The organism is Micromonospora sp. BQ32, from assembly GCF_059358895.1.
The window spans coordinates 217,012-234,617 of sequence record NZ_JCADBI010000006.1; the positions used below are offsets into that span (position 1 = coordinate 217,012).

The following is a 17,606-nucleotide window of genomic DNA, read 5'->3' on the forward strand; positions in this document are numbered from 1 at the left end:
TGGCTAGGCGGCCAGCGGTGCCGGTACGGGCTGCTTGAGCTTCTGGGCGTAGACGTCGACGTACTCCCGACCGGAGAGCTCCATCAGCTCGTACATGATCTCGTCGGTGACCGCACGCTCGACGAACCGGTCGCCGGCCAGCCCGGCGTAGCGGGAGAAGTCCAGCGGCGCCCCGAACCGGATCTTCACCCGGTCGATCTTGGGGATGAGCTTGCCCGGCGGCTGGATCTCGTCGGCGTTGAGCATCGCCACCGGCACCACCACCGCGCCGCTCTCCAGGGCGAGCCGGGCCACCCCGGTCTTACCCCGGTAGAGCCGCCCGTCCGGGGAGCGGGTGCCCTCGGGGTAGATGCCGGCCACTCCCCCGGCCCGCAGCACCTGCAACTGGGTGTCCAGGGCGGCGCGCGCGGCCCGGCCACCGGAGCGGTCCACCGGAATCGTGCCGGTGCCGACGAAGAACATCTTGGTCAGCCAGCCCTTGATTCCCTTGCCGGTGAAGTACTCGGCCTTGGCGACGAAGGTGACCTTCCGAGCGGTGATCAACGGTGTGAAGATCGAGTCGGAGAAGGAGAGGTGGTTGCTCGCCAGGATCACCGGACCCGTCGCCGGCACGTTGCGCAGGCCCTCCACCTGCGGGCGGAAGATCAGCTTGAGCAGCGGACCGAGGATGACGTACTTCAGCAGCCAGTAGAGCACCGGCGTCCTTTCCCGTGGTGTGCCCGCGACAGCGCCAGCCGTCGTCGCCGCCGAGCCTACGAAGCGAGCGCTCCCACCACAACGGACGACGTTCAAGGGCCGCGGCGTCGAGCCATGCCGCGATCACCGAGATCGCACTTGTCGCGCAAGAACGGACAAAGGATCCCCGCCGCGACCTGCGGGAGCAGCCGTGACTTTGGAAGACGCGACACAACGCACTCCCGGAACCATGCCCTGACGTGTCACGATTCAGAGCACGGCGTACGGACGGGCGCCGAGGGGCAGAGGTGGCCGCGCCGGAAGGCGCGTTAAGGGGGATGTCCGGGTGTCAGCGGGTGGGGCCCGCCGGGGACGGCGGGACAACGGGCTCGACGCGAACGAGTACGCCGTCGTCGGCGACGTCGATCCGCGCGTCGGTGAGCACCTGCTCGACGTGCTGGCCGCCGGTGGGATCGCCGCCTACCTCCAGCCCTCCGCCGACCTCAACCCGGTCACCCGCACCACCACCGTGCCGGCCCGGCCGGTCGACCGGCTCTACGTCGACCGCTCGCACCTGACCACCGCCCGGGACTACCTGACCCAGCTCGCCGACGAGACCGCTCCGGAGCAGCCGCCGGCTCGCGACGAACCGGACATCGACGCCGAGTGGGCGCGGATCGTCGCGGGCTTCCACACCACCTCCACGCCCGGTGACCACCCGTGGCCCGCCTCGGAGGACGTGGACGAACGGGACGGGCGGGACGAGCGGGACGAGCCGACCTCCGGGCCGCTGACCCGCTCCGGCGCCGACGAGCCCGGTCCGACCGCCACCGACGTTCGCCGGCTACCGTCCGCCACGGACATCTCCGGGATCTCCGTGGGGCGCGGCACCCGACCGGACGAACCCTCGCTGCTGGACGGGCTGGACACCTTCGGCGCCGACCTGCCCGACGACGAGGACGACGAGGGTTACCACCCGCCGCCACCGCCGCCGCTGCCGCGGGTCAGCAAGTACGCGGTGATCGGCGTGCTCGGGGTGGTCGTCGGGTTCGTGCTGTTCCTCTTCCCGTGGCTGCTTCCGATCGACCGCTCGGCGGTCACGCTGTTCGGGTTCACCGGCATCCTGGCCGGTTTCGTCACGCTGATCTGGCGGCTGCGCCCCGGCGACGAGGACGAGGACGACCCGGACAACGGCGCCGTCGTCTGAGCCGGCCCGCATCCCGGGACGGCAGCGCCCCGCCGGGGGCGTAACAGTGGTGTAACTTACTGTCAGTAGGAATACCGCTGTACGTCACTTCCCCCGCTGACTGACCGGTTTTCCCTTGCTCGCGGCGGTCAGTCCTCTGCTGATCGGAATGCCCGAGATGCGACAGAGTTCTCTCGTGGTGGTGGCCAACCGCCTCCCCATCGACGACAATCAGGCCCCCGACGGGGCCTGCGAGTGGCGGCGCAGCCCCGGTGGGTTGGTCAGCGCACTGCACCCGCTCCTGCGGCACACCCCGGCGACCTGGGTCGGCTGGGCCGGTGGCACCGGGCCGGCCCCCGCGCTGCCGGACGTGGACGGCGTGCGGATGCACACCGTCGCGCTCAGCCCGGAAGACCTGCGCGACCACTACGAGGGGTTCGCCAACGCCACCCTCTGGCCGCTCTACCACGACTCCGTGGAGCAGCCGCAGCACCACCGCCGCTGGTGGGAGGCGTACCAGCGGGTCAACCAGCGCTTCGCCGAGGCGACCGCCGAGGTGGCCGAACCGGGCGGGGTGGTCTGGGTACAGGATTACCACCTGCAACTGGTCCCCGGTCAGCTGCGAGCGCTCCGCCCGGACCTGCGCATCGGGTTCTTCCTGCACGTGCCGTTCCCGCCGCCGGAGCTTTTCATGCAACTGCCCCGCCGTGCCGAACTGCTGCGCGGCATGCTCGGCGCCGACCTGGTCGGCTTCCAGCGGGTGCAGGCGGCGCACAACTTCGCCCAACTGGTGACCCGGGTGCTGGAGCTGCCGGCCACCGACCGGCGGATCGGCATCGACGACCGGGTCGTCCGCATCGGCGCGTTCCCGGTCTCCATCGACACCGCCGAGATGGCCGCGCTCGCCGACCGCCCGGACGTGGCCGCTCGGGCCCACCGGCTCCGTCAGGACCTCGGCGATCCCCGGCAGGTCGTCCTCAGCGTGGACCGGATGGATTACACCAAGGGCATCGAGCAGCGGCTCAAGGCGTACAGCGAGCTGCTCGCCAGCGGCGACGTCAAGGTCCGCGACACGGTGCTGGTGCAGGTCGCCATGCCGAGCCGGGAACGCGTCGGCCAGTACCAGATCCTGCGCGAGCGCATCGAGCGCGAGGTCGGCCGGATCAACGGCGAGTTCGGCCGGGTCGGCGAGCCGGCGATCCACTACCTCACCCAGCCCTTCGACCGGGCCGAGCTGGCCGCGCTCTACCGGGTCGCCGACGTGATGGCGGTGACCCCGCTGCGCGACGGAATGAACCTCGTCGCCAAGGAGTACGTGGCCGCGCGGGTCGACGACACGGGCGCACTGCTGCTCAGCGAGTTCGCCGGCACCGCCGCCGAGCTGTCCCAGGCGTACCTGGTCAACCCGCACGACCTGGAAGGGCTCAAGCAGGGCCTGCGGGCGGCGCTGCGGGCCACCCCGGCCGACACCACCCAGCGGATGCGGGCCATGCGCGCCCACCTGCACCAGCACGACATCCGGGCCTGGGCCCGCTCCTACCTGCGTGCCCTCGACGAGGGCGGTGCCCTGATCAGTCGCCTGACCAGCTCCGACACCGGCTCCGACGGCACCGCTCGGGTGCCCCGGCCGGCCACCCCGACCGGCGGCCCGGCCGTCCACCAGGCCGGCGGCTGACCGCCGGCCGCCCGGCTGCTCAGTGCGCCGCGGGCTCCTTCTCCAGCCAGTCCAGGATCGCGTCGATCGGCTCCGCCCACCGCGCGTCCAGCATCAGGTCGTGGCCCATCCCGGGGAAGAGCAGCGGGGCCGACCCGTAGCGACGGGCCACCCGGGTCAGCGTCGACGCCGGCACCACCCGGTCGTCCGGGCTGCCCAGCACCAACACCGGGGGCGCGCCCACGGCCGGCTCGGCCGCCGGCTCAGCCAGCAGCGCCCACTGCGCCCGCCGACCCGCCCGACCCAGGCGTCCGACGTACCGCCGGGCCTCCTCGTCCGGCAACTCACGGCTGAACAGCTGCCCCCGGTTGAGCCGCAACGGCCCGCCGAACACCGCCGGCAGCGTACCGGCGGGGTTGCGGCGCAACGCCGCGCCCAACACTCCCCAGCCGCCGAAGACCGGCGCCACCAGCACCGCGCCCCGCGCCGGGTAGCGGGCCAACGCGTGCGCCACCACCAGGGCGCCGGCGCCGTGCCCCACCAGCACCGCCTGCCGCGGCAGGCTCGCGGCCACCTGCACCACATCGTGGGCGTACGCCCGCAGCGTCGCCTCCGGCGCCGGCTCGCTGGCACCGTGCCCGCGCAGGCTCACCGCGTACGCCGGGAAACCCCGCGAGGCCGCGTGACCAAGCCAGTGCTCGGCGAACGCCCACGCGCCGTGCCCAAACCCGGGAACGAAGAGCAGCGGCGGACGCCCCTCCTCCAGCTCGGGGATCGCGCTGAGCACCTCTCGCCGGGCCGGCCGGACCGGGCGGGACCACTCCCGGCCCCGCATGATCCGCAACTCGCTGCTCGCGCTCACCGTGCCAGCCTTTCGTTCGCGACTGCGGGGCTCGCAAGCTCACTCCTCGCGCTCACCTAGCCAGCCTTTCGTTCGCGACTGCGGGGCTCGCAAGCTCACTCCTCGCGCTCACCTAGCCAGCCTTTCGTTCGCGCCTGCGGGGCTCGCAAGCTCACTCCGCGCGCTCACTTGCCCTCCAGCTCGACCAGGGCGCGCTGGATGGCGCGCAGGTAGTCGGCGTGCCCGACCTCGAACCAGTGCCGGCTGCTCTCCTTGACCGGCCCGGAGTACCGCTCCCCGGCCCGGTCCCGCACCCGCTGCGCGAACGCCGCGGCCCGTTCCGGCCGGTCCCGACGGGCCTGTAGCAGTCGGGCGAAGAGCACCGTCTGCCAGTGCGACAGGGTGAACAGCCCGGAGTCCGGTTGCAGCAGGCCGGCGACGGCCAGGGTCGGATGCCCCGGGGTGAACGCGTTGAGCCACAGCGTGGGCCGGCCCGCGCCCGCGCTGTCACCGAACACCGACGCGTCGAGGAACTCGAAGCGCGGCAGGTAACCGGTGGCGAAGACGACCACCTCCGGGTCGATCTCGCGGCCGTCGGCCAACTCCACGGCGTACGGGTGGAACCGGGCGATGTCCGGCACCGGGCCGATCCCGCCGTGGCCCACGTAGTAGACGAGCTGACTGTTCGCGATCGGGTGCGTCTCGTACACCCGGTGGTCGGGCTTGGGCAGGCCGAAGCGGGTCAGGTCGCCGACGGTCAGCCGCAGCGTCCAGTGGTAGAGCCACTGCCGCACCCGCAGCGGCACCCGCAGCGCCAACAGGCTGTCGTTGACCTGGTCGGCGGGGCGACCGAGCACGTACTTCGGCGCGTACCAGTAGCCACGTCGGGTGGAGTGCCAGCAGCGCGACGCCTGCTGGGCGGCCTCGACGGCGATGTCGCAGCCGGTGTTGCCGGCGCCGACCACCAGTACCCGCTTGCCGCGCAGCTGCGCCGGGTCCTTGTAGGACGAGGCGTGCATGATCTCGCCGCGGAACTGTTCGAGGCCCTCGTAGCGGGGCAGCTTCGGCGACCAGTTGTGGCCGTTGGCGATCACCACGGCGGCGTACCGGGCGGTGCGCTCCGGGCCGTACCCGCCGGTGGAGCGGGTGGTCACGTCCCACCGGTCCCCCTCGACGGGCTCGACCCGGATCACCTCGGTGCCGAACCAGATGTGCGAGCGCAGGTCGAAGTGGTCGGCGTACCGCTCGAAGTAGGACAGCAGCTGACTGTGGTGCGGGTAGTCCGGCCAGGAGTCCGGCATCGGGAAGTCAGGGAACTGGGTGAACGGCTTCGACGAGATCAGGTGGGTGCTGGAGTACACCGGGCTGCGGTCGTGCCGCCAGTTCCAGGCGCCGCCGACGCCCGTCTCCCGCTCGTAGCAGTCCACGCCGAACCCGTGCTCGCGCAGATTCTTGATGGCCGTCAGGCCGCTGGCCCCGGCCCCGATGACGCAGACCGTGTCGCCCCGGTCGGAGACCGGGCGGCCGTCGCTGTTCGCCGTGGGCGAGGTCGCCTCCGGGTCGGGCCGGCCGTGGTCGGTGGAGGTGGACACCGGGGAGATCTCCTTTTGGTACGGCAGGCGTGCCGGTCGCCGCGAAATCCTCTCCACAACCGAGCCGGATGTCCAGTCCTGGGACGGACGCGTCGACGGTCGGACCGGGGTCGGGGGTCAGCCGGTGGTGGGCAGCAGCAGGTCGACCAGGACCGGGAAGTGGTCGCTGGCCCGCCGGGTCTGCGGGGTGTCCACCACGTCGTAGTCGACCACGGTGATCCGCGGATCGACGAAGAGCGCGTCGATGCGTCGACGCGGGTCGGCGCAGGAGTAGGTGAGCCGCTCGGCCCGGTCGGCCGCCACCGCGGCGTCGGTCAACCCGCGCGACACGGTGGCCCAGGCGGGACCGTCCGGGCCCTCGTTGAGGTCCGCCCCGGCCAGCACCGGGCTGGTCGCCGCGTCCAGCCCACGCTTGAACTCGGCGGCCTGGGACGGCCGCTCGGCCGGGTCGGTGGAGAGGTGCGAGCCGGCGAGGGTGAACCGGGCGTCACCGACCCGGCAGTCGGCGTACGCGGCGCCGCGCAGGTGCCGGCCGGGGGTCAACCGGAAGCGCTGGCAGCGGGTGTCCCGCACCTGGACCCGCAGGCTGGTCAGGAGCAGGTTGCCCAGGGCGGGCAGCCCACCGGCGGCCACCACCAGGCCGAACGACTCGGCCAACGTGGCGGACTTCTGCCGCCACCGGAACCGGCGCGGCCCCTCCTGCACGATCACCACGTCCGGCGTCGCGGCCCGGACCACCGCCGCCAGCGCGGCGGTGTCGTCGCGCTGACTGTGGATGTTGTACGACACCACGCGCAGCGGCACGCCCATCCCGGACCGCCTCAGATCCGGCGGGCCAGGTCAGCGGCGCCGATCACCCCGGCGCTGTTGCCCAGCTCCGCCGGGAGCACCTCGGCCACCGGCAGGCGACCGCGCTGGGCCAGCGCGTCGAGGTACGAGCGGCGGGTGGGGCCGAGCAGCAGGTCACCGGCGTCGATCACACCGCCGCCGACCACCAGGGTCTGCGGGTCGAGGATCTGCGCCATGTCGGCGAGGCTGGTGCCCAACCACCGGCCGATCTGGGCGAACGCCTCGGCGGAGACCGGGTCGCCGCCCTGCGCGGCGGCGGTCACCATCGGGCCGGTGATCGCCTCGGCCTCGCCACCGGCCAGCTCCAGCAGGGCGGTGGCCCGGTTGGGCTCCTGCCGGGCGCCGGCCCGGGCGAACCGGACCAGGGCGCTGCCGCTGGCGTACTGCTCGATGCAGCCCAGTCGGCCGCAGCCGCACTGGTGCCCGTCCGGCACGGCCAGCATGTGGCCCAGCTCCGCGGCGATGCCGTGCGCGCCGCGCATCAGGTCGCCACCGAGGACGATGCCGCCGCCCACGCCGGTGCCGATGGTGAACATGATCATCGAGTCGTCGGCGTCGCGGGCCGCGCCGTAGCGGAACTCGGCCCACGCGGCGACGTTCCCGTCGTTCTCCACGATCACCGGCAGACCGACGGCCTCGCTGACGTACTCGCGCAGCGGTTCGTCACGCCAGGCCAGGTTGGGGGCGAAGAGCACGGTCGAACGGCCGGCGTCGATCCAACCGGCCGCGCCGATGCCGACGGCCTCGATGGTCCGCCCGGCGGCCAGCTCGGCGACCAGTTCGATGATGACGTCGCGGGTCTTGGCGACGTCATCGGCGGGAGTGTCCCGTCGGGTCTGCACGAGGACCTTGCCGGTGTCGTCCACGACACCGCCGGCCACCTTCGTGCCACCGACGTCGACTCCGATGGTCAGCGTCACCGCTGCCGCCCCCCTCTGCTGTGCTGTCCGGCCAGGTCCCGGCCCAGTGCCGGTCCGGGTCGGAATGTCCCGCGCTCAGGCGCCGTCGCCCGATGCTTCCGCGCCGGCGTCATCGGGTACCCGCGAGGCGGGCACCACGGGACGGGTGGTCGGTGCCGGTACGGTCGCCGACCCGGCCTCGTCGACGGGTGGTACGGCGGCCGGGGCGAGTGGGTCCGCCGTCCGGGTGGCGACCGACCAGACATCCCGCTCCGGCGCCGGCTGAGAATCATGCCCGGTACGGGTGGCATCGCGCCACACGTGGTCGTCGACGGTCGCGGTGGGCGGGGCGCTCGGGGGTGGCTCGGGGAGCACGTCGTCGGTGCTCGCGGCGGGTGCCGGCGCGGGCGGGGTGGTCGGCTCGGCGGCCGGCGCGGTGGGGCTCGGCGCGGGCGGTTCCGGCGGGGAGAACGCGCGGAGCAGGCTGGCGACGCCCGCGGCGAGGTCGCCGGCGCCGGTCGCGAGCCGTTCGGCGAATTCCGGACTCGGGTCCCGCAAGGCGGCGATGCCCCGACAGACCGGGCAGACGCAGCATTCGGCCGAACCGGTGGCGAAAGCACCACCGGCGCCGGAGCGTGCGTCCGGGGCCGCGCTGTGACCGAGGACACCGGACAGCATCCCGCCCAACGAGCCGAACGCGCCGCCTGCCGAGCCGGCGGAGGCCAGTCGCGCCCCCGCCAGCAGGGTGGCGACCAGCCGCTCCGCCTCTTCCCGGGCCGAACCCGGATCCGTTCCGCCCACCGTCGGCTCCTCTACCGTGCCACCGGACACGTCACTGCGCCGCACCGGTTGCTTCTACCCGGCGCTTGAGCTGCTTCAACGCGGTGTCCATGATCATCTTTTCGGCTTTGCGCCGAAACATCCCGAGCATGCCGACCGACAGGTCGACCTCCAGCGTGTAGGTCACCGTGGTGCTGCCGTCCGGGTTACCCACCAGGTCGTACGAACCACGCTGGGCCTTCTGCATCTTCGAGGGGGCGACCAGGTGCCACTCGATCCGGGAGAGGTCCTCGGCGTACTCGTAGGCGAGCACGTACTCGTCGGCCATCACCCCGGCGTCGATGATGAAACGCACCTGACTGGGGTAACCGTCCTCGTACTCCTCGACGACCTCGGCGCGACGCACGGCGTCGGTCCACTCCGGGTAGCGCGCGAAGTCGCAGATGACCGCCGTCACCCGATCCGGTGCGGCGCCGATGATGATCGACTGGGTGGAGGAGTCCGCCATGGGGGGAGGCTACCCGCCGCCTGGTTGTCTCACCCCGACCGCCCGCCGGGTAGGTTTCGTCACAGGCCGACGCCACGGCGGCGGCCGGCCCAGCCAGTGCGAGCACGAAGGAGTGCAGGTGCGCGAGTTCTCCGTCCCGCCGATCGTCACCGTTGGCGACGCGGCCAACCTCACGGATCCGGTCTGGGACAACGCCGAAGTCGCGCCCGACACCGTTCAGTTCGCCCGCCCCACCCCGGGCGCCGACGGCGCCGTCACCGCCTGGACCGGGGTGACCTGCCTCCAGTTCCGCGACGAGGTGGCCGCCGTGGCCCGCGGGCTGATCGCCGCCGGCATCGAGCCCGGCGTCCGGGTCGGGCTGATGAGCCGCACCCGCTACGAGTGGACGCTGCTGGACTACGCCATCTGGGCCGTCGGCGCGGTGACCGTGCCGATCTACGAGACCTCCAGCGCCGAGCAGGCCGCGTGGATCCTCGAGGACTCCAACGCGGTAGCCGTCGTGGTGGAGACCGAGGCGCACGCCGCCCTGATCGCCGGTGTCCGGCACCGGCTGCCCGAGCTGGGCCAGGTCTGGCAGATCGACCTCGGCGGGGTCGACGAGCTGGTCACGACCGGCGCCACGGTCGAGCTGGCCGAGGTCGAGCGCCGACGCAAGGCCGTCCGCGCCGGCGACCTGGCCACGATCATCTACACCAGCGGCACCACCGGCCGGCCCAAGGGCTGCGTGCTCACCCACCGCAACATGTACGCCGACATCGCCAACGCGGTGCCGGTGCTGCCGAACCTGTTCAACGCCGGCGCGAGCACCCTGCTCTTCCTCCCGCTGGCGCACGCCTTCGCCCGACTCATCCAGATCGGCGTCGTGCAGGCGCGGGCCACCATGGCGCACTGCGCCGACACCAAGAACCTGGTCGCCGAGTTGCAGGCGTTCCGGCCGACCTTCGTGCTCTCCGTACCCCGGGTGTTTGAGAAGGTCTACAACGCCGCCAAGCAGAAGGCCGAGGCGGACGGCAAGGGCGGCATCTTCGCCCGCGCCGAGCAGGTCGCCATCGCGTACAGCGAGGCCCTGGAGACCCCGGGCGGACCGGGCCTGGCGCTGCGCGCCCAGCACGTGGTCTTCGACCGGCTGGTCTACCGTAAGCTGCGCGCCGCGCTCGGCGGACGGTGCCGGGACGCGATCTCCGGCGGCGCGCCACTCGGTGCCCGGCTCGGCCACTTCTTCCGGGGGGTCGGCGTGACGGTGCTGGAGGGCTACGGCCTCACCGAGACCTCGCCCGCCGCCGCGGCGAACCTGCCCGCCGGCACCCGGATGGGCACCGTCGGCCGTCCGCTGCCCGGCGTGACCGTGCGGATCGAGGACGATGGCGAGATCCTGATCTCCGGCGAGCTGATCTTCCAGGGTTACTGGCGCAACGAGACGGCGACCGCCGAGACGATCAGCGCCGACGGCTGGCTCCGCACCGGCGACCTGGGCCAGCTCGACTCCGACGGCTATCTGAGCATCACCGGCCGCAAGAAGGAGCTGATCGTCACCGCCGGCGGCAAGAACGTCGCCCCGGCGGTGCTGGAGGACCTGGTCCGGGCGCATCCGCTGATCAGCCAGTGTGTCGTGGTCGGTGACCGGAAGCCGTTCATCGCGGCGCTGGTCACCGTCGACGAGGAGGCGCTGCCGACCTGGCTGGAGAACGCCGGGCTGCCCCTCGACACCTCCATCGAGCAGCTGCGCGAGCACGAGGCCCTCCGCAAGGAGATCCAGGCCGCGATCGACACCGCGAACCAGGCCGTGTCGAAGGCCGAAGCGATCAAGGTGTTCCGGGTCCTGCCCCGCGACTTCACCGAGGCGACCGGCGAGCTGACCCCGTCGCTCAAGGTCAAGCGCCAGGTTGTCCACAAGACGTACGCGGCGGAGATCGCCGATATCTACCGAGGCTGACTACCATCCGTCACGTGCCCGCATCCACAGCAACCGCACCGCACCCGCATCCCCTCGCCGCGGCCGCCCGCCTGGTGATGCTGGCGCTGGTCGCCATCCTGACCCTGTTCGCCACCCGCGACGTCACCCAGCTGTGGTGGATCGGGTTGCTGGCGGTGGCCGGGCTGCCGTCGCTGCTGGCACCGCAGCACCGGGTGGTCGGCCCGCTGAGCCGGGTGGCCGAGGTGATGGTGCTGGGGCTGGCCGCGAGCCACGTCGCCGCGGTGGCGTCCATCGGCGGCACGGTCGACGGGCTGGGCGCGTCGGCGGTGCTGCCCTACCTGGCGGTCCCGGTGACCGTCACCGCGCTGCGCCGCCGCTTCCCGGAGGGCGCCGCGCTGCTCGTGGTCACCGCCGTCACCCTGCTGGTCAGCGGCGCGCTGACCCGGGTCGACGGCGGGTCCCAGCTCGGCCAGCCGGGTTACCTCGCGGTCTGCGCGCAGTGGCTGATCCTGGCAGCGCTGGGGCTCTACGCCGCCGGCACGCTGCACCGGGTGATGGCGGTGCGCGGTGAGGGCAAACCCCAGCCGTACGCCGAGGCCACCCGACTGCTGACCCAGCTGCGTACGGTGGCCCGGCAGCTGCCCGGGGCGACCCTGGACCCGGGCGGCATCTCCGAGCACCTGCTGGAGGAGCTGCGCACGGTGGCCCGCGCCGACCGGGGCGCGGTGCTGTCGGCCAGCGGCGGCGGTCGGCTGGTGGTGCTCGCCCAGGCCGGCGTCGACCGGGTGGACTGGGAGACGACGCTGGACGCGGACTCGGCGATCGCCGACGCCTGGGCCACCCAGCAGGCCACCACGGCCGCCCGGTCGCAGTCCCGCTCACACCGTGGCGGCGAGGTGTCAGCCCTGATCGTTCCGCTGGTCGCCGGGGTGCGCACGGTGGGGCTGGTGGTGCTGGAGGCCGACGCCGCGCACGCGTACCCGCCGCCGGTGGTGTCCCGGGTGACCGCGCTGACCCGCCCGGCCGCGCTGCGGTTGGAGGCGGCGCTGCTCTTCGACGAGGTGCGCTCGCTGGCCACCAACGAGGAGCGGCAGCGGCTGGCCCGGGAGATCCACGACGGGGTGGCGCAGGAGCTGGTGATGGTCGGCTACGGCATCGACAACGCCCTGGCCACCGTCTTCGACGACGCCGACGAGACGGCCGAGGCCCTGCGGACGCTGCGCGGCGAGGTGACCCGGGTGATCCAGGAGCTGCGGCTGAGCCTCTTCGAGCTGCGCAGCGAGGTGGACCGGCAGGGCGGGCTGGCCGCGGCGATCGCGGAGTACGCGCGCACCGTGGGCGCGTCCGGCGGGCTGCGGGTGCACCTCTCGCTGGACGAGTCCACCGCCCGGCTGCCGGCCGCCACCGAGGCCGAGTTGTTGCGCATCGCGCAGGAGGCGGTGACCAACGCGCGCAAGCACGCCGGGGCGTCGAATTTGTGGGTCACCTGTGAGGTCGACCCCCCGTACGCGCAAATAGAAGTGTCGGATGACGGTCAGGGGATGGCTGACCAGCGCCCGGACGGACGGTACGGTCTTGCGATCATGGCCGAGAGGGCGGAACGTATCCGGGGCCGGTTGGAGATCAGGCCGCGGCAACCCAGCGGCACGACCGTGGCGGTGGTTCTCGGCACCTCGGCCCGGCGCGATAACGTGCGCGGCAGCGCAGCACCAGAAGGGGAGTAACCCGAGGATGACCACAAGTCCGATACCGGCCACCCGTACCAAGGTCCTCCTTGTCGACGATCATGACCTGATTCGCAAGGGTTTGCGGCACGCCTTCGAGCGCGACCGCCAGTTCGAGGTCGTCGGTGAGGCGGCCACGGCGGCGGAGGGGGTACGCCAGGCCGGCGCCTTGCAGCCGGACGTGGTGATCATGGATCTGCGGCTGCCCGACGGCAGCGGCCTGGAGGCCACCCGCGCGCTGCGCAAGTCCAGCGCGTCGATGGGCATCGTGGTGCTGACCATGTACGCAGGCGACGATCAGCTCTTCGGCGCCCTGGAGGCCGGCGCGAGCGCCTTCGTGCCGAAGACCGCCCCTGCTGACGAGGTGGTGGCCGCCGCACGGCACGCCGCCTCCTCCCCCAGCGCGTTCACCGCGGCCGACCTGGCCGAGGCGATGAAGCGCCGGCTGGCCCCGTCCGGCCCGCAGTTGTCCCCCCGGGAGGGGCAGGTGCTGCGGCTGCTCGCCGACGGAATGAGCGTGGCGGGCATCGCCAAGCAACTGTTCGTCAGTGAGTCCACGGCGAAGACGCACATCTCCAAGCTCTACGAGAAGCTCGGCGCGGCCAACCGGGCTCAGGCCCTGATGACCGCGCTCCGGCTCGGCCTGCTCGAGGCACCGGACGCACCGAAGTTCTGACCTGCCTCCCGCTCGTCGAGCGGGACGTCGCGACCGACGGTCCGCGCCAGCTTCTCCCCGGCGCGGACCGTCGCGCATCGACCGACGTCGGCGGGTAACCTCTGGCGCGCTATGGTCTGGCGTGCGTGGCGGGTGCACAATACCCGCGCGGGCGACGACGCTCGCGTCGCGGACTCGAGGGGTTAAACCATGCAGCGGCCGGACTGGGCACCCGACACCATCGACATCGAGCGCCCGAGCGTCGCGCGGATGTACGACTACTACCTTGGTGGCTCGCACAACTTCGCCGCCGACCGGGCCGCGGCGCAGGCGATGGTCGCCGCGGTGCCCGAGGCACCGTTGATGGCCCAGGCCAACCGGGCGTTCCTGCGCCGGGCCGTGCACCACCTCGCCGAGGCCGGGATCCGTCAGTTCCTGGACATCGGCTCGGGCATCCCGACCGTCGGCAACGTGCACGAGATCGCCCAGCAGCTCGACCCGCAGTCACGAGTGGTCTATGTGGACGTCGACCCGGTGGCGGTGGCGCACAGCCGCGAGATCCTCGCCGGCAACGAACAGGCCGCCGTGGTGCAGGAGGACCTGCGCAACCCCGAGGCGATCCTGACCCATCCGGACGTCCGCAAGCTGCTCGACCTGAGCCAGCCGGTGGCCGTGATGGTCGTGGCCGTCCTGCACTTCGTCTCCGACGACGACCGACCGGCGGAACTGCTGCGGACGCTGCGCGACGCGTTGGCACCCGGCAGCTACCTGGTGCTGTCACAGGCCAGCGACGACGGGCGCAGCGAGGACGAACGCGCCGAGGCGGAGCGGGTCTACCGGCGCACCGACAACCCGCTGTGGGTGCGCAGCCGCGCCGAGCTGACCGCGCTCTTCGACGGCTTCGAGCTGCTCGACCCCGGTGTGGTCTGGGTGCCCGAGTGGCGACCGGACACTCCGGAGAGCGCGGAGGACGCCGAGCGTGCCGTCTTCATGGGCGGCGTCGGGCGCCTCGGTGGCTGAGTCGCCCGGGGCGACCCCCTACCCGGGGACGTTCGCCCGGGCCTGGGCGAAGGCGGTCTCCGGCACCAGTTACCTACCGATGACCCAGGCCCAGTTGGAGTCCCTGCTGGACCGGCTCACCGGGCAACTGGCCGGCGCGTTGCTCACCGAGCCGTTCGACCTGCGTGCCGGGCACCGGGTCGGTGCCGAGTTGGTCGCCGCGCACATCGCGTCCGCCGAAGGGCTGGGTCGTACCGTCGAGGTCATCCAGCTTCGCCTGGTGCGCGACCTGGGATTGGTGGCCGAGGACGTCGAGGACCGGATGGCCCGGCTGCTGGCAGCCGTGGCGACCGGCTACGCCCGCGCGCTGCGCGACCGGACGCTCGACGAGCAGGAGTCGATCCGCCGCGCCGCGATGCGGGCCCGTACCCAGGCCGAGCGGGCGCTGCGGGCCAGCGAGGCCCGGTTCCGGCATCAGGCCACCCACGACCCGCTCACCGGCCTGCCCAACCGGACGCTGTTCACCGAACGGCTCGCCGCCGCGCTCAACGAGCCGGGTCGGGGCGCGCAGCGGGTCGGGGTGTGCTTCCTTGACCTGGACCGCTTCAAGGTGGTCAACGACACCCTGGGGCACCAGATCGGTGACCTGCTGCTGGCCACGGTGGCCGAGCGGCTGCGCAAGGCCATGGGTGAACACCTGGTGGCCCGGCTCGGCGGCGACGAGTTCGTCATCCTGGTGGAACACACCGCCGGCACCGACGACATGGTCGCGGTCGCCGAGACCGCGCTGGCCGCGGTACGCACACCAGCCCTGGTCGACGGGCACGAACTGCAGATCTCGGCGAGCATCGGCATCGTCGAGCGCCAGGTGGCCGGGGCCAACCCCACTGACCTGATGCGGGCCGCCGACAGCACCCTGCACTGGGCGAAGTCCGCCGGCGGCGCGCGTTGGGCGCTCTACGACGCCGAGCGCAACCAACGCGAACTGGCCCGTTACGCGCTCTCCGCGGCCATCCCGGCGGCGTTGGAGCGGGGCGAGTTCTACCTCGACTACCAGCCGCTGACCTCACTCCGCGACGGCAGCCTGGTCGGCGTGGAGGCGCTGGTCCGCTGGCGGCACCCCGAGTTGGGGGTGCTGCGGCCGGACAGCTTCATCGGGTTGGCCGAGGAGACCGGCCTCATCGTCCAGTTGGGCGGGTGGGTGCTGGCCGAGGCGTGCCGCGAGGCCGAGGCGTGGTCGGCCTGGAGCGCCGCCGCGCCGTTCGTCAGCGTCAACCTGGCGGTACGGCAGGTGCACCGGCCCGGGTTGGTGCAGGAGGTCCGTGCGCTGCTGCGGCAGACCGGCCTGCCACCGGAGCGGCTCCAACTGGAGATCACCGAGAGCACGATGATGAGCACCGCCGAGGAGCCGGTCCGTGCCCTGCGGGTCCTTGCCGACCTCGGGGTACGCATCGCCATCGACGACTTCGGCACCGGCTACAGCAACCTGGCGTACCTGCGGGATCTACCGGTGACCGAGCTGAAGGTGGCCGGCGAGTTCGTGGCCGGCCTGCGGTCGCCCTCCGTCGGCCGCACCGACGAGCGGATCCTCGCCTCCCTGGTCTCGCTGGCGCACGCGCTGGACCTGACCGTCACCGCCGAAGGGGTGGAGACCGCCGGGCAGGCTGAGCGGCTGCGCGCGATCGGCTGCGACGCCGCCCAGGGCTGGCACTTCGGCCGCCCGGCCCCCGCCGATCGCATCCTGGCCCGCATCCGCTGAACCTCCCCCGCCCGACCACCCGGACGAGCATGATCCCCTCGCCTTTCAACCGCCACCTCAGCCCGGCCCTCGCCGCCACCACCTCGTCGAACGGGCTCACGGTCACGCAACTAGGTGACCCGAAGTCGCTATACCTCAAAGGTATTTTTATGACTCAGAGGTATACCGCTCACCAGACATCCCGCAGCACAGGCCGCACCGGCGGCAACGTCGCGCGGTGGGCGGCGGGCCGCCGCGGAGAGATCCCGCATCTGAGGTAGACACCGTCTACGGCACGTGGTAGACACTGTCTATGAGCGCGGACGAGACGGGGCTGCGGGCGCGGCTGGTGGCCGCCGGGGTGGACCTCGTGCTGCGCGAGGGCCAGTCGGCGGTGTCGCTGCGGGAGATCGCCCGCCGTGCCGGGGTCTCGCACGGCGCACCGCGCCGCTACTTCCCCACCCACGTCGACCTGCTCTCCGCCATCGCCCGCGAGGGCTTCGCCGACCTCACCGCCCAGGTCGAGCAGACGATGCGCGACGTCGGCCCGGACCCGCGTACCCGATTGACCGCGCTGGCCCGGACGTACCTGGACTACGCGGCGGCCCACCGGGGCATGTTCGAGCTGATGTTCCGCCACGACCTGCTGGACAGCGGCCGACTGCGGCTGCGCGAGACGAGCCTGCCGCTGTTCGCCGTCCTGGCCGACCTGGTGGCGCAGGCGCGCCGGCCCACCGACGCGCCCGCAGTGGTGCTGGCCGGCGCGCTGTGGGCAAACCTGCACGGCATCGCCCAGCTCTGGGCCTGGGGCAACCTGCCGCTGGCCACCGGCGCCACCGAGGACGACGCCCTGCTGCACGCCGCGCTCGATGCCCATCTCGGCCCACCCGCCGCCTGAGCCCGAACCCGGAGTACCCGTGCCCCTGCTGTACGACCTCACCAAGCTGACCGTCGGCGCCACGCTACGGCTGGGCTGGCGGCCCCGGGTGGAAGGGCTGGAGCATCTGCCCCGGCACGGCGGCGCGATCCTCGCCGGCAACCACCTGTCCGTCGCCGATGAGTTGTTCCTCGTCACCGCGACGCCCCGACACGTCACCTTCTGGGCGAAGGTCGAGTACTTCAACGGCCGGGGTCCGGGCGGCTGGCTCAACCGGCGGATCGTCGCCGGCATGGGTGCCATCCCGGTGGACCGCGCCGACGGCCGGGCCGCCCTGCGCGCCCTCGACGCCGCCGTGCCGGTGCTGCGTGCCGGCGGCCTCGTCGCGGTCTATCCGGAGGGCACCCGCTCACCGGACGGGCGGCTCTACCGGGGCCGCGTCGGAATGACCCGACTGGCCCGCGACGCCGAGGTGCCGATCATCCCGGTCGGGGTAACCGGCACCGCCGAGGTGCTGCCGGTCGACGCGCGGCTGCCTCGCCGACATCCGATCACCCTGCGGTTCGGCCCACCGATCCCGGTCGCCGAACGGATCACCGGGCCGCGGGACATCCGGACCATCACCGACGAGGTGATGGCGGCGATCCAGAAGCTCACCGGCCAGGAGTACGTACCGCGCTACGCCCCCACGCGGGAGAGCTGAACGCGGGCGGC

The 17,606-nt window shown here is 72.6% G+C and carries 16 protein-coding genes; 9 read left to right on the plus strand and 7 right to left on the minus strand.

Translation table 11 applies throughout. The features are described from left to right. Positions 1-3: 3 nt before the first annotated feature. Entirely contained in the window at positions 4-696 is a 693-nt protein-coding gene (locus AC5L30_RS15045) for a lysophospholipid acyltransferase family protein (protein WP_196918951.1), read from the minus strand. Positions 697-1,021: 325 nt separating this feature from the next. Between AC5L30_RS15045 and AC5L30_RS15050 the strand changes: the two genes are divergently transcribed. Both AC5L30_RS15050 and AC5L30_RS15055 read left to right on the plus strand, forming a co-directional pair. Further along, positions 1,022-1,882 carry a DUF308 domain-containing protein gene (locus tag AC5L30_RS15050; protein ID WP_494867869.1) on the plus strand — a complete coding sequence of 287 codons (861 nt, stop codon included), beginning with the start codon at positions 1,022-1,024 and terminating at the stop codon, positions 1,880-1,882. Positions 1,883-2,039: 157 nt separating this feature from the next. Then, positions 2,040-3,536: an alpha,alpha-trehalose-phosphate synthase (UDP-forming) gene (locus AC5L30_RS15055; protein ID WP_494867870.1), complete on the plus strand. Its 1,497-nt coding sequence runs from the start codon at positions 2,040-2,042 to the stop codon at positions 3,534-3,536. Between the two features lie 19 nt (positions 3,537-3,555). On the opposite strand, the gene AC5L30_RS15060 is transcribed toward AC5L30_RS15055, so the two are convergent. From AC5L30_RS15060 to AC5L30_RS15085, 6 genes are all read right to left on the minus strand, one after another. Continuing rightward, positions 3,556-4,350 (minus strand): alpha/beta hydrolase, encoded by a 795-nt coding sequence (locus AC5L30_RS15060; RefSeq protein ID WP_494867966.1) that lies wholly within the window; start codon positions 4,348-4,350, stop codon positions 3,556-3,558. Positions 4,351-4,541: 191 nt separating this feature from the next. Further along, on the minus strand, positions 4,542-5,948 hold the full coding sequence (locus AC5L30_RS15065) for a flavin-containing monooxygenase (RefSeq protein WP_494867872.1): 1,407 nt from the start codon (positions 5,946-5,948) through the stop codon (positions 4,542-4,544). 117 nt (positions 5,949-6,065) lie between these two features. Further along, positions 6,066-6,758: an endonuclease/exonuclease/phosphatase family protein gene (locus tag AC5L30_RS15070; RefSeq protein ID WP_494867873.1), complete on the minus strand. Its 693-nt coding sequence runs from the start codon at positions 6,756-6,758 to the stop codon at positions 6,066-6,068. A gap of 11 nt (positions 6,759-6,769) precedes the next feature. Then, on the minus strand, positions 6,770-7,717 hold the full coding sequence (locus tag AC5L30_RS15075) for an ROK family glucokinase (RefSeq protein ID WP_494867874.1): 948 nt from the start codon (positions 7,715-7,717) through the stop codon (positions 6,770-6,772). Positions 7,718-7,792: 75 nt separating this feature from the next. Beyond that, positions 7,793-8,497, minus strand: a complete 705-nt coding sequence (locus tag AC5L30_RS15080) for a hypothetical protein (protein WP_494867875.1) — start codon at positions 8,495-8,497, stop codon at positions 7,793-7,795. A gap of 31 nt (positions 8,498-8,528) precedes the next feature. Then, positions 8,529-8,984: an SRPBCC family protein gene (locus tag AC5L30_RS15085; RefSeq protein ID WP_494867876.1), complete on the minus strand. Its 456-nt coding sequence runs from the start codon at positions 8,982-8,984 to the stop codon at positions 8,529-8,531. Between the two features lie 118 nt (positions 8,985-9,102). Between AC5L30_RS15085 and AC5L30_RS15090 the strand changes: the two genes are divergently transcribed. The 7 genes from AC5L30_RS15090 to AC5L30_RS15120 all read left to right on the plus strand — a co-directional run bounded on the left by AC5L30_RS15090 (position 9,103) and on the right by AC5L30_RS15120 (position 17,595). Then, positions 9,103-10,917, plus strand: a complete 1,815-nt coding sequence (locus AC5L30_RS15090) for an AMP-dependent synthetase/ligase (protein WP_494867878.1) — start codon at positions 9,103-9,105, stop codon at positions 10,915-10,917. A 14-nt stretch (positions 10,918-10,931) separates the two neighbouring features. Then, positions 10,932-12,623: a sensor histidine kinase gene (locus tag AC5L30_RS15095; protein ID WP_494867880.1), complete on the plus strand. Its 1,692-nt coding sequence runs from the start codon at positions 10,932-10,934 to the stop codon at positions 12,621-12,623. Positions 12,624-12,630: 7 nt separating this feature from the next. Beyond that, positions 12,631-13,299: a response regulator transcription factor gene (locus AC5L30_RS15100; RefSeq protein WP_030337723.1), complete on the plus strand. Its 669-nt coding sequence runs from the start codon at positions 12,631-12,633 to the stop codon at positions 13,297-13,299. 189 nt (positions 13,300-13,488) lie between these two features. After that, complete coding sequence (locus AC5L30_RS15105) at positions 13,489-14,298, plus strand: SAM-dependent methyltransferase (RefSeq protein WP_494867883.1); 810 nt, start codon at positions 13,489-13,491, stop codon at positions 14,296-14,298. Positions 14,299-14,377: 79 nt separating this feature from the next. Then, positions 14,378-16,036, plus strand: coding sequence for a putative bifunctional diguanylate cyclase/phosphodiesterase (locus AC5L30_RS15110; protein WP_494867967.1), 1,659 nt, complete (start codon positions 14,378-14,380; stop codon positions 16,034-16,036). A 292-nt stretch (positions 16,037-16,328) separates the two neighbouring features. Continuing rightward, positions 16,329-16,913 (plus strand): TetR/AcrR family transcriptional regulator, encoded by a 585-nt coding sequence (locus AC5L30_RS15115; protein WP_494867884.1) that lies wholly within the window; start codon positions 16,329-16,331, stop codon positions 16,911-16,913. Positions 16,914-16,932: 19 nt separating this feature from the next. Beyond that, a complete protein-coding gene (locus AC5L30_RS15120) occupies positions 16,933-17,595 on the plus strand; it encodes a lysophospholipid acyltransferase family protein (RefSeq protein ID WP_494867885.1) in 663 nt (220 codons plus the stop codon). Positions 17,596-17,606: the final 11 nt, after the last annotated feature.